At 31.8% G+C, this 17,412-nt stretch carries 12 protein-coding genes; 7 read left to right on the forward strand and 5 right to left on the reverse strand.

From position 1 onward, the window contains the following. Positions 1 to 87: 87 nt before the first annotated feature. Positions 88 to 1,209 carry a glycosyltransferase family 2 protein gene (locus Q0138_RS05565; RefSeq protein WP_297981892.1) on the reverse strand — a complete coding sequence of 374 codons (1,122 nt, stop codon included), beginning with the start codon at positions 1,207 to 1,209 and terminating at the stop codon, positions 88 to 90. Positions 1,210 to 1,603: 394 nt separating this feature from the next. On the opposite strand from Q0138_RS05565, the gene purE reads away from it, so the two are divergent. The 7 genes from purE (at position 1,604) to Q0138_RS05600 (ending at position 12,692) form a co-directional block, all read left to right on the forward strand. Next, a complete protein-coding gene (gene purE / locus Q0138_RS05570) occupies positions 1,604 to 2,608 on the forward strand; it encodes a 5-(carboxyamino)imidazole ribonucleotide mutase (RefSeq protein WP_297981894.1) in 1,005 nt (334 codons plus the stop codon). A 230-nt stretch (positions 2,609 to 2,838) separates the two neighbouring features. Then, positions 2,839 to 4,101: a UbiD family decarboxylase gene (locus tag Q0138_RS05575; protein ID WP_297981897.1), complete on the forward strand. Its 1,263-nt coding sequence runs from the start codon at positions 2,839 to 2,841 to the stop codon at positions 4,099 to 4,101. A 178-nt stretch (positions 4,102 to 4,279) separates the two neighbouring features. Beyond that, positions 4,280 to 5,251, forward strand: a complete 972-nt coding sequence (locus tag Q0138_RS05580; protein ID WP_297981899.1) for an NAD(P)H-dependent glycerol-3-phosphate dehydrogenase — start codon at positions 4,280 to 4,282, stop codon at positions 5,249 to 5,251. A gap of 163 nt (positions 5,252 to 5,414) precedes the next feature. Beyond that, positions 5,415 to 8,042: a CDP-glycerol glycerophosphotransferase family protein gene (locus tag Q0138_RS05585; protein WP_297981901.1), complete on the forward strand. Its 2,628-nt coding sequence runs from the start codon at positions 5,415 to 5,417 to the stop codon at positions 8,040 to 8,042. A 192-nt stretch (positions 8,043 to 8,234) separates the two neighbouring features. Further along, entirely contained in the window at positions 8,235 to 9,002 is a 768-nt protein-coding gene (locus Q0138_RS05590; RefSeq protein WP_297981903.1) for a phosphocholine cytidylyltransferase family protein, read from the forward strand. 177 nt (positions 9,003 to 9,179) lie between these two features. Further along, entirely contained in the window at positions 9,180 to 10,400 is a 1,221-nt protein-coding gene (locus Q0138_RS05595) for a CDP-glycerol glycerophosphotransferase family protein (RefSeq protein ID WP_297981905.1), read from the forward strand. A gap of 120 nt (positions 10,401 to 10,520) precedes the next feature. Continuing rightward, complete coding sequence (locus Q0138_RS05600) at positions 10,521 to 12,692, forward strand: CDP-glycerol glycerophosphotransferase family protein (protein ID WP_297981907.1); 2,172 nt, start codon at positions 10,521 to 10,523, stop codon at positions 12,690 to 12,692. Between the two features lie 93 nt (positions 12,693 to 12,785). Here the strand turns inward: Q0138_RS05600 and amrS are convergent, their stop codons facing one another. From amrS to cfbA, 4 genes are all read right to left on the reverse strand, one after another. After that, complete coding sequence (gene amrS / locus Q0138_RS05605) at positions 12,786 to 13,850, reverse strand: AmmeMemoRadiSam system radical SAM enzyme (RefSeq protein ID WP_297981909.1); 1,065 nt, start codon at positions 13,848 to 13,850, stop codon at positions 12,786 to 12,788. A gap of 202 nt (positions 13,851 to 14,052) precedes the next feature. Further along, positions 14,053 to 15,333 (reverse strand): thiamine-phosphate kinase, encoded by a 1,281-nt coding sequence (locus tag Q0138_RS05610; RefSeq protein ID WP_297981911.1) that lies wholly within the window; start codon positions 15,331 to 15,333, stop codon positions 14,053 to 14,055. A 138-nt stretch (positions 15,334 to 15,471) separates the two neighbouring features. Further along, positions 15,472 to 15,933: a GNAT family N-acetyltransferase gene (locus tag Q0138_RS05615; protein ID WP_297981914.1), complete on the reverse strand. Its 462-nt coding sequence runs from the start codon at positions 15,931 to 15,933 to the stop codon at positions 15,472 to 15,474. 266 nt (positions 15,934 to 16,199) lie between these two features. Then, positions 16,200 to 17,159: a sirohydrochlorin nickelochelatase gene (gene cfbA / locus Q0138_RS05620; RefSeq protein WP_297981916.1), complete on the reverse strand. Its 960-nt coding sequence runs from the start codon at positions 17,157 to 17,159 to the stop codon at positions 16,200 to 16,202. Positions 17,160 to 17,412: the final 253 nt, after the last annotated feature.

The raw sequence follows: 17,412 nt of genomic DNA on the forward strand, positions 1-17,412 counted from the left end.
AACTAATTATTTACAAAACTCAATACTTAATAATAATTAAATTAAGCAAATTATTTAAACATTACTGAAATTTTACTAATTTAAAATTTAATCAGATTTAAACCATTGTTTTGGCTTTCTGAGTGCTTTAGTCATTTTCCAACTATTTGAATTTTTAATTTCCTCATTCTTTTTCTTTGCCTTTTCATATTCTTTCTTTAACTGACTGTTCTTTTTAGACAATTTCCTGTTTTCCTTTTCCAGTCTGTCAATTTCAAGCTTATACTTGTACTCTTCAATGGAAGATGAATCCAAAATGGTTTTTGCCTTAAAAATAACATTCTTTGCCACCAAATCATTGTCAAGATTGATTTTAGACAATTCTTCCTTAGCCAATAAGAAGTATTCATTAGGCCTTCCACGAATTTCATCAACAATACGGTTTATCTTAAAGTATTCCAATTCCTTTTTAAACTCCTCATACAAATCTTCTTCAATCAAAAAGTCTTCTATAATTTTTATTATTGAAAAAATGTCCTTATATTTTCTTAAACGAGTGTTTGAAATGGAATTTGGATTGTCAGTTCTATAATGATAAAGATATTCAGGGACAAATGATATTTTAGAAGCCTTCAAAAAGGTTTTTACATGAAATGGAACATCGTTGTGATTTAGATTGATTGGAAAAACAAAGGATTCATGGCTGTCAAGAAAATCCCTTTTATACAATTTAAACCAAGGTGCAAATGGACCTCTGAAAGGACGTTTTCTAAAGTCATGGCAATTGAATGTGAAATTGCTGAAATCCGCATCTGGAAAATGTTCCTCTATCTCCAAACCTAAATGCCTTAGGAAAGTATCGTCCCTGTATTGGTCATATTTAAAGAGAGTCATGTCAGCATCATTTGCAATTGCATTGTCCAAAACCTTTTCCAATGCATCATTCACAAGGTAATCGTCTGCATCAAAGAAATAAACGTAATCTCCTGTCATTTTTTTCATTGCATTGTTTCTAGCTGCACTAGCTCCCTGATTCTCCTGAGAGTAGACCTTGAGACGTGAATCCTTAGACTCAAGAGACCTTAGAATCTCAAGGGAATTGTCACTTGATCCGTCATCAACACAGATTACCTCAATGTCTTCATAGCTTTGTGAGAGAATGCTTTTCATTGACTCTTCAATATAGTCTTCACAATTATAAACAGGTACGATAACTGAAATTTTAGTCATAATATCCCAAATATTTTCTAAATTTAAGAATTTTGTAATTAAATTAAAATTTTTTAATAAGGAATAATAAATATTCTTGAAATTAAATTAAAATTTTTTGAATTTAATAGCCAATAATTTAATTTAAATTTACTGAATTAAAAAAAATCCAATTAATAAAAGCAAAATTACTGATTTTCAAAAAATCCGATAATTATAGTATAATTTCTTTATTATTTAACATTATGGAATTCTAAGAAATCCCTTTGAAAACTTAATAGATTTAATTGACTATTAACTGACTAATAAAACATATTAACTATTAATACTAGTATTTATAAAAATAAGAATATATTGTAAATTTTATATTATAACTAATAAAGATATAAAAATATTCATAAAAAGGAGTAATTAGATGGTTCCAAAAGTAATGATAATTCTTGGAAGTGCTTCTGATAAGGATATAGCTTTAAAATCTATTAAAATATTAGAAAAACTCCAAATTCCATACAGTTTAAAAGTTGCATCTGCACATAGAACTCATGATAAAGTGAAAAAACTTGTTATCGATGCAACAAATCAAGGTGTAGAAGTATTTATAGGAATTGCAGGACTTGCTGCACACTTGCCTGGAGCAATAGCTGCATACACCCATAGACCAGTCATTGGAGTTCCTGTAAAAGGGGCAATTGAAGGATTAGATGCATTATATGCATGTGTACAAATGCCATTTCCAGTACCTGTAACAACTGTTGGAATAGGCAGGGGAGACAATGCTGCAATACTTGCAGGGGAAATCATTGCAAGCCATGATAATGATATTGCAGAAAACATTTCCAAACTAAGGGAAGAATATCAGGAAAAGGTTGAAAATGGAGAAAAGGAACTTATTGAAACCCTTGATGGAGAATATTTCCAAAAAGACTTTTTATCTGATGAAAAATTCGAGAAAGTAGAATTTGAAGAACTTGAAGACACTCCAGATGTCATGATTCTTGCAGGAAGCTATTCCGATATGGAAATTGCTAAGGATGTGGCCATATTACTTGAAAGAATGAATATTGAATACAAGCTTGACTATATTTCTCCTATAAGACATGCAAGAGACTTTGAAGCCTATATGAGCAAAAGAAACAATGCAAAAATATTCATTGCAATCAGTGGATTGTCAGCTCTTGTAGCCGGATCTGTAGTTGCACTTTGTGAAAAACCTGTAATTGGAGTTCCATGCTCAAATAAGTTAAACGGCCAGGACGCATTGATTACAATGGCTAACATGCCTCCGGGAGTACCTATTGGAACTGTTGGAATTGATAATGGTAGAAATGCGGCAATAGCTGCTGCAGAAATCCTTGCAATATCTGATAAGGAAATTGAAAAGAACTTAAAATGGATTAAATACAAAAATGCAGACTTATAATTAATAATTACAACATTAAATAAAAAAAAAACTAATTAATAATTATAATTTTCCTATTATACAAAAAAAGCAGACTTATAATTAATAATTACAACATTAAATAAAAAAAACTAATTAATAATTATAATTTTCCAATTATACAAAAATGCAAATTAATAATAATTACTTCATTTAAAGAACCAAAAACCTTTTTACTGATTAAATGTGCTAAAAAAGAGGAGTGATATAAAATGGCAGAAGATATGAAAATAATTCAAATTGATAAAGAAGTGGATGTCGAATATGAGGCAGCTAAAATATTAAGAGAATATCCAAAGGACACAGTTATCCTAAACAATGTAAAAGGATATGACATGCCAATCGTTTCAGGAATATGCAATACAAGAGAGAAAATAGCGCAATCACTTAACTGTCAAGTTGATGAGATTACCTTTAAAATCATAGACGGTATGAACAATCCGACTCCTGTTACAAAATTCATAGACATAAAGGATGAATACAACAGCAAAAGAGTGGATCTTGGAAAGATACCTGTTCTTACACACTATAAACGTGATGGAGGAGCATACATAACTGCAGGTGTTGTATTTGCAAAAGACCCTGAAACAGGAGTTCAAAACGCTTCCATTCACAGAATGCTTGTTTTGGAAAAAAACAAACTGGCAATTCGTATCGTGCCAAGAAACCTTTACACCTATGTCCAAAAGGCAAGGGATATGGGAAAGGACTTGGACATTTCAATAGCTATTGGAATGGAACCTTCAACCCTTCTTGCATGTACAACCTCAATTCCAATAGATGCTGATGAGATGGAAGTTGCAAACAGGTTCAAGAATGGTGAACTGGAACTTGTAAACTGTAAAAACGGCCTTAAGGTACCTGAAGCAGACATTATCTTTGAAGGTAAGATATTGGTTAATGAAACCGCTAAAGAAGGCCCATTTGTAGACTTGACTGACACTTATGACCTTATTAGAGATGAACCTGTCATCAAATTAAGCAAGATGTACATTAAAAAGGAAAATCCAATGTACCATGCAATCTTACCGGCCGGATTCGAACATAAATTATTGCAAGGACTTCCACAGGAACCTAGAATCTACAATGCAGTTAAAAACACTGTTCCAACAGTGCAAAATGTTGTATTGACTGAAGGAGGTTGCTGTTGGTTGCATGCAGCTGTTTCAATCAAAAAACAAACCCAGGGAGATGGAAAAAACGTGATCATGGCCGCACTTGCTGCACACCCATCCCTAAAACATGTTGTTGTGGTAAATGAAGACGTTGACATCTTTGACCCACAGGACATTGAATATGCAATAGCTACACGTGTAAAAGGAGACGACGACATAATCATTGTTCCTAAAGCAAGAGGTTCATCCCTTGATCCAGTAGCTTCTGAAATTGATGGAACTACTACAAAAGTAGGTGTAGACGCTACAAAATCAATTTTAGAACCAGAAAAATTCGAAAGAGTTAGTTTCGGAGAATAATTAAATTTTGTACTTTTTAATATTAAATACAATTTTAAAGAGTTTTTTAAAATCAATAAAAAAAAACTGTTCTTTAAATTAAAAAAAAGAGTTTTTTAAAATCAATAAAAAAAAAAAAACTGTTCTTTAAATTAAAAAAAAAGAGTTTTAAACTAATAAATACTATTTAGGTGAAAGAATGGAAAAAGTAGGTGTTATGGGAGCAGGCAGTCTAGGAACTGCAATAGCTCAAACAATTTCTGAAAATGTAAATCAGGTAATTTTACATTTAAGAAGAAAAGAATTAAGAGATTCAATAAACGAAACCAGATATAATACTGAATACTATCCTAATACAAAGCTAAAAGACAATATTATAGCTACAACCGATTTAAATGACCTAAAGGACTGTGGCATAATATTCCTAACAATTCCTTCATCTGCTTTTAGATCCAGCCTAAAAACTCTTAAGGATTATATCAGTCCAGACACAATTCTCGTTACAACCGCAAAGGGAATTGAATACCCTTCCCTAAAAACAATGGGAAATATAATAGAGGAATTCTTTGGAGACAATTATGTAGCATTGTCCGGACCTAATTTTGCATCAGAAATTGTCTTAAACCTTGCAACAGTTTCAAACATTGCATCAAAAAACAGAGAATCAAGTGAATTGGTAAAATCCGTTTTATCAACCCCTCAATTCAAGGTAAAAATCATAGATGATGTAATCGGCCTTGAAATGTGTGGAGTCCTTAAAAACATCAATGCAATAGCCAATGGAATCTGTGAAGGAATGAATATCAATGAAAACGCAAGATATGGTGTATTGACAAAGGGATTTGAAGATACAAAGGACATTATCAAATACATTGGAGGAGACGAATCCACTGCAGGAGAATACTGCGGATTTGGAGACCTTGTTTTGACCTCAACATCCCTTGAAAGCAGAAACCACACACTTGGTATGCTATACGGACAAAGGATAATTGTTGACGAGAAGGCAAGCGGAATTGTCTTTGAGGGAAAGAACTCAATCATGGCAATCAAGGACATCTGTGACAAGAACAAGATTAAAAGCGTAACTGTAGACTTTGTTTATGATGTTATAGTTAGGCAAATCCCACCTACAATAGCTTTCAATACATTATGGCAAAACATTGAGGAATAATTGGGTAAAACCCAACTATAATTAAGGATTAAGTAATTAAATACTCTTAAATTATATTAAAATTCAATCCAATCAAATTAAAATTTTAAATACTCTTAAATTATATTAAAATTCAATTCAATCAAATTAAAATTTTAAACTTATCAACTACTTGGGGAATTAGATGCTTAAATTTTCAGTTATCCTAACTGTTTACAATTGTGAAAAATATCTTAAGGAATGTTTAGACAGCCTAATCAATCAAACATTCAAGGATTTTGAAATCATATGTATTAATGACGGCTCAACAGACAATTCAGTGAATATTCTAGAGGATTATGCCAAAAGAGACAATCGTATCCAAATACATAATCAGGAAAATCAGGGTGTTGGAGCAAGCAGAAACCGTGGAATTGAACTTGCTCAAGGAGAATACATCCAATTTCTAGACGGCGACGACAAATTGGCAAGCAATGCCTTGGAATCAGTAAACAAGTTCCTTAAAGGCAATGATGTTAATATAGTATCCATCCCCATATACTACTTCAATGAAAGAAACCATGACCTGAACTACAAGTTCAACAGGATGCAGGACAGCAAAAACAGGATTGTTGATTTGAATGAAAACCCTAATGCAATTCAAGGTTCTGTAAACTCTGCATTTATTAAAAAATCTGCAATAGCTAATATTAGATTTGATGAAAAACTTGACTTTGATGAAGGATTAATCTTCATTAACAAAATACTTCTTTTAAACAATAAGATAGGTCTTGTTAAGGATACAGAATACTTCTATAGAAGAAGCAACAGCAAATCCTTGACAAACACTGCAAAAAATAAAAAAACATTTTACACTTATAGGCTTGACTGCCTAAAGGATCTTATTGACTATTCCATTGAAAAACATGGAAAGCTTTTAAAATACATAGAAAATACAATTGCATATAGCTTTAAATCCTTTAACAATCTTTCTGATTTTCCAAATATTCTTACAAAAGAGGATATTGACGAGTTTTGGCAAAAACTATATGATATCCTTGATTATATTGATGAGGACTCACTTACAAACCCTCAAATAATGACTAAAAAGATTGCCTACCTTGGGGAATTCCTTGTTTTCATTAAAAACCGTATGGACTTCCATGTTGGAAAGGATGAAGAAGGATTTACCTGCCTAAAAACCGGAAACTACATCATTAACAATTTGGAAAAACGCAGAATATTCTTTGACATCATTGAACTTAAAAAGGGTGTCTTGAACTTATCCGGAAACTTTGTAAGCTCCTGCAAGAAAGAAGCATTGCATATAGAGGCTATAAAGGTTCATAATGGCAAAAAGGAAAAATTCATAGGCAAGGAAGTGGAATACCCTAGAACTGCAAGGGAAACAAAAAGATTGCTTGGAATCGATTGGAGATTTGACTATAATTTCGAATTTAAAATCCCTATAGACAAGAAGGGAGAAACAAAAATAAATTTCAACATGGTCTATGAAGAGGATGGCAAGAAGCTTGTTATGAAAAACAATGTGACATTCAGGAAATTCGCTGAAATATCCAAGTTCAGCCATTACTATATTAGAAACTCCCAGATTTTGGCCGTAATTAACAAGACATTCCACATTATGCCATATAGTCTTAAGAAGGCTCTTCGCTTTGAATTAAGTTCAATCAAGACAATCCTAACAAACAGGACAAAATACAGATACAGCTCAATCTTCTACAGACTCCTATACTTATTATGCTTACCTAAAATGAAAAACAGAAAGATCTATCTCTTTATGGATAGAAGAGACAATACAGGTGATAATGGAGAGCACCTATTCAGATATGCAATTGAGCAGAATGATGATGTGGAAAAGTATTTCGCTGTTGAAAAGGACTGCAAGGAGTATCCAAAACTTAAGAAGGAGTATGGAAAAAGCATTTTGGAATTTGGCTCCTTCAGACATAAATTCCATTACATGTTCTGTGACAAGCTCATATCCTCCCAAGGATATAAAAATCACATTAATCCATTTGCAGACAAGAACTTAAAGCTTGTTCAGGGAATATCATCCCCTCCAGTCTATTTCCTCCAGCATGGAGTTGGAAAATACAATATGACAAGCTGGCTTAGAAAATACGACATTAACTTTTCACTCCTGCTTACAGTATCAGACCTTGACCAGAAGGCATTTGTTGAAAACTATAACTATGATGAGGAAATCATTCAGGAACTAGGTTTCCCAAGATTTGACAACTTAACAAATGAAAATCTTAAAAAGGAAATTGTAATTATTCCAACATGGAGAAAGGAAATCAGAACTGAAGACGACTTGATAAGTTCAGAATACTTCCAAAGATGGAACAATCTCCTAAACAATGAGAGACTATTGAAATCAGCAAGGGAAAATGGCTATAAAATCGTCTATAAGCCTCACCCTAATTCATTGAAATTCTTAAATCTCTTCAATACAGAAAATGTTGAAGTTGACAATAAAAGAAGATTCCACGACATCCTATGTGAATCAGCATTGATGATAACTGACTATTCTTCAGTCAATTTCGATTTTGCCTACCTTAAAAAGCCTGTTATATACTATCAATATGGAGACGACTATCATTTCCAGGGCGACAGTTTGATTGATGATGAGGCAAGTACATTCGGTGCTGTAATCAAGGAAGAAGACGAGTTGATTGAAAAGACAATTGACTATATTGAAAATGACTGTAAAATGGAAGAGGAATATGTTGAAAAGGTTGAAAAGTTCTTTAAATACACTGACAAGGGCAATTGTAAGAGAGTTTACGATTGGATTTTAAAAAATTAGAACAATAAACCCTGAATTTTTATAATGGATTTTAAAAAATTAGAACAATAAACCCTGAATTTTTATAAAATTAATTGATTAAAAAAGTTTTAAAGTATTAAAACTAAAATAGATTTAATTAATTTTAACAAATTATTAAAAAATAAAAACAAAAAAATCAATTTAACAAATTATTAAAAGCGAGGAATAAAAATGATTGGTGTAATATTGGCTGCTGGAATGGGTACAAGATTAATGCCCCTTACAAAAGAAATTCCAAAGGCTTTACTTAAAATAAATGATATGACTTTACTTGAAAGAATGATTAGAAACTGTGTAAATGTAGAAATAACTAAATTCATAGTGGTTGTAGGATATAATAGAGACAAAGTCATCGACTTATGTCCTGAAATAGCTGAAAAATACGACATTGAAATTAAAACAATCGTAAACGAGAAATACGATGTAACAAATACCTCAGTTTCCACATATCTTGCAAGTAACTACATTGAGGAAAATGACTTGGACGACTTTATTCTTGTAAATGGAGACAATGTTGTAGATCCTGAAATTATCAGCAGATTAAATGCTTCCAAAAACACTGGAATGATTATTGATAACTTTAAGGAACTTAATGAAGAGTCATTTAAACTTATAATTGATGATGAATCATTTAATGAAGAGAAAACAATAGCTAACGGTAAAATAAATTCCATTGGAAAAGGATTGGACATTCCATCCTCAAGTGGAGAGTTTATAGGAGTTTCAAAAGTAATAGCTGATGACGTTGCAGAATTCAATAGAATTCTGGAGGGACTGATAGATGAAGACCCTCAAAACTACTATGACTTTGCATACAAGGACTTAAGCAATATAAAGACAATTGACTTTGTATTAACCAATGGATTAAAATGGACTGAAATTGACGACCACACAGATTGGGAAAACGCTCAAGAGCTTGTAAAAGAGTTAGAATCTTAAATAAATTATTTTAAGGGTTTAAATCCAAAAATAGGTATTAAACTAATTAAAAAAATGAATAAAAAATAAAATTGTCTAAAACCAATTAAAGGATAAAACTCATTAAAAATAGGCCTTAAACCAATTTAGCAAGAAATTAATAATAAAATTGTCTAAAACCGATTAAAAGAGGATAAAATGTCACAAAAATCATTCAAGAAAAAAATAAAAGACATACTATATATTACTGCAAAATATGGTGCTAGAGCATTATATTATATAGGAACATATGTTCTTAGTCCAAAAGATAATATTATCCTCTTTGAGTCCAGCAATGGCCGTAATTATACTGGAAATCCAAGATATATCTATGAGGAAATACTTAATCAAGGCCTTGATAAGGAATTTAAATGTGTCTGGGTTTTCATGCATCCGGAAGAGCATGACATTCCAGGAAATCCAATCAAGGTAAAAAGATCATTTTTCAAGTTTTTATATTATACAATAAGAAGCGGAAGCTGGGTTTTTGACTCAAGGCATCTCTACTATCTAAAGAAAAACAAAAAGACAAAATACATTCAGACCTGGCATGGAACTCCACTTAAAAAACTGGGACTTGACATGGATTACATTGACATGAGTGGAAACAAGGACATCAGCCAATACCATGATGAGTTTAAAAAGAACACATCCCAATGGGAGTATCTGATTTCACAAAACAGCTATTCAAGTGAAATATTCAAAAGGGCCTTTGCCTTTGACGGAGAAATGCTGGAAATAGGTTATCCCCGTAATGACATTCTCATAAACAAGAACAATGAGGAAAGCATTGACAGCATAAAAACCAGATTCAATATTCCAAAGGACAAGAAAATCATCCTTTATGCTCCAACATGGAGAGACAACCAATACTACCAAAAGGGCGAATACAAGTTTGCAACAGAGATGGACTTTGATGAAATGAAAGAGTCCCTGTCAGATGATTATGTTCTGATTGTCAAGTATCACTATCTGGTCAAGGACAAGATAGACTGGAAGAAATATGATGGCTTTGTCATTGAATGTGATGCAGAATGGGACATTCAGGAATTGTATCTAGTCTCAGACATTCTAATTACAGATTACTCTTCAGTAATGTTTGATTACGCCTTGCTCAGAAGACCTATCTTATTCTTTGCATACGATATGGAATTCTATAAGGAAGGATTGAGAGACTTTTACTTCGACATGTTTGAGGAAGTTCCGGGCCCTATAGTTGAAAATACAAATGAGCTTATAAGTGAAATCAAAAAATTAAAAGAGGGAAATTACGAAGAGACTTATGGAGAAAAGTACGACAAGTTCCAAAAGAAATTTAATGAATTTGACAAAGGAACAGCTTCCCAAAGCGTAATTGACCTTATAAGACAGAGGGATTAGTTAATAATTAGAATTCTTATAAATTTTAAAATTATTAAAACAATCAACTTTCAAAAAAAAATAATCAAAAATTTAATCATACTAAGTTTAATCATTTAAAAATCTAATGGTTAGGATATCATGAATAATATTGACTACAATGAATTTGAATTGGAAGAGGGCTACACAGTTAGACAAGGTAAGGAATACAATGCCTTATTTAAAAACAACAAACCATCAATTGTTCTAAGCAAAAATAAACATGTCTATAATCGAATATACGATTATAACGCCAAAGCTGAATCAATTTCTATGAAAAAAGATAAAATAATTTTAGAATTTTCAGTCACTTCCAAAAAATATCCAAGCATTGACATAAGCAAGTTCCACATAAACATAGGCTATAGGAATTATGATTTCATTAAAAAATCAGATAAATACATTGTAGAATTCAGATATGATTCAATAGAACTTGCAGGAAGATCTGCTGGGGTTTACCTTGAATATATTGATGAAAATGGTTTTTCATTTAGAAAGAAACTAAGAACAATGAGAGGCCTTAAATTAAGACTTAAAAACAAATTCCTTAATAAAAATGAAGAGCTTGAAAAATACAATGACCGTGAGCTTTATTACAGCCCATTGGTAAATTACAATAATCACAGCATATTCTTCTATGAAACCTGGAAAGGTTTTCTCTCATTGGCATATAGAGAAGTGAACATTACAGATGACAAGAAAGAGCAAAAGAAGATTAAAAAGGCATGGGACCAGTATCAAAATGACCACAAGAAAGGCAAAAATGTCCCTTCAATAGTCCTTTATGAAAAGTTCTGTGGAAAATATGAGGAAAGTGCAAAATACGTCTATGAAAGGCTGATTGATGAGGGCTGGAACAATGTATTCTTCATCCTAAGCAAGGACAGCGAATATAGAGCTGAAGTTGGTGAAAAATACAGGGCCAATATTATTGACAAGAACTCTGTAAAGCATTATTATGAATATTTCAATGCAAAGGCATTCATCACAACCGAATCAATCAATCACGCAATCGATTTGGCCACATACAGTTCAATGACCCGCAGAAGACAGTACTGGCAAAACTATTACTATATCTTCCTCCAGCATGGAGTAATGTTTGCATATTCCCTTAAGGGAAGATGGGACTTTGAAAAGGGGGGAGGATTTGGAGACAATTCCTATGTTGTAGTATCATCTGAAACAGAGGCTGACCACTTTATAGAGGATGGCAAATTCGATAGAGAGGATTTAATCAAATCAGGACTGCCTAAATTTGACTTTTCAGTAAGGAATGAGGATGCAGACAAGATTCTAATCATGCCAACATCAAGAAGCTTTGAACATTCTGTAATCAGGGACGACACCCTTAATTCCACCTATTACAATTTCTCCAAAAAGCTTATAGAAAGTGTTCCGGATGCCCTTAAGGACAAGATAGTCTTTATTCCACACCCTCTTGTAAATGCTATATTCGGAAAAACGGATCTTGAGGAATATATGCCTAAGGAATACAGTTACGATGAATTGCTGAAAAACACCCGTCTTTTAATAACAGATTACTCCTCAATCTCCTATGATGCATTCTACAGAGGCTGCAATGTAATATTTGCATGGATGGAAAAGGAGATGTGTCTAAACAATCTGGGCATAAGCCTTAAGCTAAATGATGAAAATGCATTTGCAGACATTGCTTATGATTATGAAAGCTTAGGGGAACTTATTGAGAAAAACTATTATGGAAGCCACAGCGAGGAAAACACTGAAAAATACGAGAAAATCGTTGAATTCCATGACGGCAAAAACACCGACAGGCTAATAGATTATATCTACAGCACAAACATTTTCCCAGAAAAGGCTGGAAAATGCAATATGAATGATCTTGAGGTAAGTGGTGTTGAAGACCTTCCTTATACAGGAAAGAAAATCACCCATAAAAAAATCAAGGCAAGTTATGATGGCAGAAAACTCATCAAGGACCTTGACTTTAAAGTCCAGTACAAAAACAACAGGGAAATAGGCAAGGCCAGCTGTGAACTTATCGGCATTGGAATCTATGAAGGCAAAAAGTCAATAGACTTTGAAATCAAGGAAAACATAAAGAAGGCAAAATACGAAAAGGAGAATGAGAATATAATTCTTAAAATGAAAGACAAGACCTTAATGGAAGGGGAGGATTATACAATAGAAAAGGTTGATTACTCCGAAGTAGGAATTGAAAAGATTGCAATAAATGGAATGGGAGATTACATTGGTCAAAAAGGAGTTTTAATAGATTTAATGGCTGAAAATTAATTATTAAGTTTAAATTTAGTTAAATTAAACTACTTCATTACTCAAAAACAAAATTCAACTTATGGCCGCAAACACTACAATGGCCACCCTTCATTACTCAAAAACAAAATTCAACTTATGGCCGCAAGTACTGCAATGGCCATCCTTTATTCTATTTTTATCCCTATTGCAATAAGCGGTTCTAGAAATCAACAATTCACCACATTCAGGACAATAGCTATTATTGTCTGCCTGCATATTCCCCAAATAAACATGCTCAATTCCCATTTCAATAGCTATATCCCTTGCCCTAATCAAATATTCAAGTTTGGTTGGCTCGCCATCGCTCATTTTATACATTGGGAAAAATCTTGAAAAGTGCAGAGGAACTTCAGGACCTAATTCTTCAATTATGAAATTGCAAATGGATCTTATCTCATCCTCTCCAGTGTTCAATTCACCTATAAGAAGACTTGTAATTTCAAGATGGGTGCCATATCTTTTCCTTGCATCATGGATTGTCCTCAGATTGTCAAGTACAATGTCAAGATTTCCGCCGCAAATCCTTCTATAGAAATCATTGCTGAAGGATTTCAAATCTATATTGAATGCATCAATAAATTTTAGTGTTTCATCCAATGACTCCCCACTCATATATCCATTGCTTACATATACATTTTTCAGATTTTTGCTGTGTGCAAGTAGAGAAGTTTCTCGTGCAAAGTCAAAGTATGGTGTAGGTTCATTATAAGTCCAAGATATTGATAGACAATTCTTGTCAAGTGCATTTTTAACGATGGTTTCTGGCAGTATTTTAATTGAGTTGTCAAGATTATAAGAATTAGTTGCTAACATATAGTTCTGACAGTTTAAACATGAAAAGTTACACCCAAAACCACCTATGGAAAATGTGCTTGATCCTGGCAGAAAATGATAAAGTGGTTTTTTCTCAATAGGGTCTATGTGATATGAGGCTATTCTTCCATAATTGATTGAATAGAGTTTGCCATCAATATTTTGCATTGAATTGCAGAAGCCATAGGAGTCTTTTGAAATCTTACATCCCCGTCCACATAAATTGCATTGGACAAGTTTGTTTGAAATCACTTTCTCTTTGGACAAGTTGTTTTTCAGACTTTGCCCCTCATACAATTTTGTATAAAATCGAGATTCCTTCATGAAAAAAACTCCTATTTTTTATAAAAATTAAAAACTTAAAATAGGGCCGCAATACAAGAATTAAAAAATACTAATGTAAAAAACTGTAAAAACTTAAAATACGGCCACAAAACAAAAATCAAAATACGCCATAAATGCAATATTAATAAAAACCCAAAAACTTAAAATACGGCCGTATTTTTGAAATTTATAAAAATCATGATTAGGATAAATGTTCGTATCCTTTTGAACTTATTTTCTCAGTCTCCCCATTTGAGAGTACTATTTCAACTGTAAAATTATTATCCTCATCATCCTTAGTATTACAATTTGAATTATTATTTTCACTTATTTCACCAATGACATAAAATTCCATTTCCTTTTCCAAATCCTTTCTGATTTCTGGACTGATGGTGAATAAGAATTCAAAATCTTCACCTACATGAAGTACTAAATCAAGATAATTTAATCCTAAAATCTCTGAAATTTGTTTAAATTCCTCTTCAACAGGTAATTTATCTTCATAAATTCTGATTCCTTTAGAATAAGGGTTTCTAATCTCATTATAATTAGTCTTGCCAATTGATTCAGAATACTCATCATTAATTTCCTTAGAATTAACCTTCCCAAATGATTCAGAATACTCATTATTTAATTCAGAATAGCTATTATTTGATTCAATAGCCATAAATTTCTTATCAGAATCTAAGATCTCATAAAATTCACTTGCCAAACCGTCTGTAATGTCAGTTACACAAATTGAATTTTCACTATTGTAATTACTTAAAATATGGCCTTCTGCATATTTAGCCTCTGGTTTTAAAGCCTTGAAAATGGCCATGTCACAAAGACTTGAATCTATTTCATATGATTTATCAATCTTTTCCTTAATGTCTATTAGCTCAAATAGATTATTGTTTAAGATTTCCCTTAATCTTAACAGTTCAAAACCCAAAGCAGCAAGACCTATCTCTCCACTGATACAGACCAAATCACCGACATTAAATCCTGATTTCATTAAAGCCCTATCCTTATTTACCTGACCGATAGCTGTACCTGAAAGGATTATTTCACTTGCCTCATTTGTGTCTCCGCCAATCAAAGGAATTTCATACTTATCACAGGCCTGAATGACTCCACAAATCAAGTCATCAAAATCATCCAGGAAAGTGTCTTTTGGAATGGCTACATTCAATAAGAATCCTATGTTTTTTGCACCCATACTCGCCAAATCGCTGACATTTACTATTACTGACTTATATCCCATTTGGTAATAGCTCATTTCAGAAGGAAAATGGCTGGATTGTATTAGCATGTCTGAACTTGAGACCAAATAGCTATTTTCCTCAAGGTCAATATCGGTAAGTGCAGAATCATCCCCGATAGAAGTTTTAAAATCAATAGAATTTGAATCAAATATGGAACATGACTTTGATTTTTGTATAATTCTTTCTATTAATTGCTTTTCACCAATATCAGAGACTTTTAAAGAGCTTGTTTTCATAAAAGAATATTTGATTTTTTTACTATAAATATATATTTTAAATTGGAAAATAAAGTAAAAAAAAGTAAAAAACCATTATAAAAATAAATTAAACTAAAAAACAAGTAAAATAAAAAAATCTTATAAAAATAAATAAAACTAAAAAATCATGGTTTTAAATTCTTTTTTCATGCAAATGCAAAGGTCGTCTCCTTCAAAAAAGCCGAAATTGTCAATTAATTCATACCCTAACTTCTTATATAGATTAATGGCCGCTATATTATCCTTTCCAGTTGTAATATACGAATACTTGAAATTGTCCTCAATAGCTAATTTCTCCAATGCCTTAACCATTTTATAAGCTATTCTCTTATTTCTATATCTCTTTTTAACATAAACTCTTTTTATTTCAATTGAATCCTTATCAAAAATCTTATAACTAGCGCAAGCGATTGGATTTCCCCAATTCAAGACAAGCAATACAATATGCGGATCTTCAAGATTATTGTAATCTTCATATTTGAGGGCATCCTCTCCAATAAGAGAAAAATATTCATTATTCAATTCATTGGAAAGTTGAATGAATCTTTCATCCTTTTCATTGCTTAATACAGTTTCCATTTTATCACTTTAATAAAATATTTTTTCCTAACTAAGAAATCACTTAAATAAAATATTTTTTCCTAACTAAGAAATCACTTTAATAAAATATTTTTTTCCTTAAGATAATTAAAAAGAAATAAAAATAAAAATAAGTAAAATAAAGAGTTAAAATAAAAAAATAAGAAATTAAATTAAAAATAGAATAAAAATAGTTATTTTAAAAAATAAAATTATTCTCTAACTAGAAAAAATAAAATTATTCTCTAACTTGAAAAAATAATTAATTATTCCTCTAAAGAGTCAATAACCATTTGTTCTAAAATTTCAATCAATATGTCGTCTGCACAGATTGGTTCAGGATACAATATTTCTCCATCAAATTCCATCTTAACATCACCATGGTCATGATGATGGTGATGATGCCCATGACTGTGGCTGTGATCGTGGCCATGACTGTGGTCATGATCATGATCATGATGATGGTGATGGTGATGATGTCCACTTCCATCATCCTCTATAAGACCTAATATTGTAGGAATGTCACGAGTTGTATGAACTCCAGGTGCAATGAATACAGGAACAACAACCAATCTGTCAACTTCGTTTTCGCTTACAAGCTTATTAATGGAAGTAGGGATATTAGGTTCCACAAGTTCCATAAATCCAAAATCACATGGATAATCTGTTTGAGCCTCATATTGACTGAATACATCTGAAATAAATTCCTTATTGTAATTTAATCTGCTTCCATGAGATACAAGCAATACTGCAGTTTTTGCATCCTCATCAAGCTTTGAATCCTCCAAAGCGGTAGTAACCCTATTGTTAATGATTTCCAAAAGTCTTGGATTAGGGCCGATTGCATCAATAAGACTTAATTCTCCATCAAAATCAACTTCCTCAAGGCCATACAAATAATGTCCTTCAGGATAATTGCCGTCAGGTTGTCTAGGATCTACTTCCTTAGGTTCAAGACCAAGAATAATTGGAATATCAATATTTGTATGAATTCCAGGTGCTAAAAAGACAGGAGTAGCTACGATACGATTTAAATTAGGATTACGTTCTTTTAAAATGTTTATTGCTTCAGGTAATGTTGGATGAGCAACTTTCATATATCCAACTTCAGCATCAAAGTCAGTAGTTTCCTTAAATTTTTTACAAATCTCTGTAAAAACCTCTTCAGCATATGGGAGACTACTTCCATGACTTAATAATAAAACAGCAGTATTTTCATAACTCATAATATCACATATAATTAAAAATCAGTATAATATCATAAAATATTAGAATAAATTAAATTTTATTTGTTTAAATTCATTTAATAATACTTTTTAGATTAATAATTAATAAACTTTGTTAAAGTATTAAAAAATTATTACTAAATTGTTAAAATCCTTAAAAAAGTATTATTTTATATAAAAATTGGAAAAACTGGGAAGTTAAGGAAATAATAATTAGGAATAAAATAAAAAAAATAGTTTAAATTAATTTAAA

The sequence above is a fragment of the uncultured Methanobrevibacter sp. genome, from assembly GCF_937906425.1.
In the GTDB taxonomy this organism is placed as follows: Archaea; Methanobacteriota; Methanobacteria; order Methanobacteriales; family Methanobacteriaceae; genus Methanobrevibacter.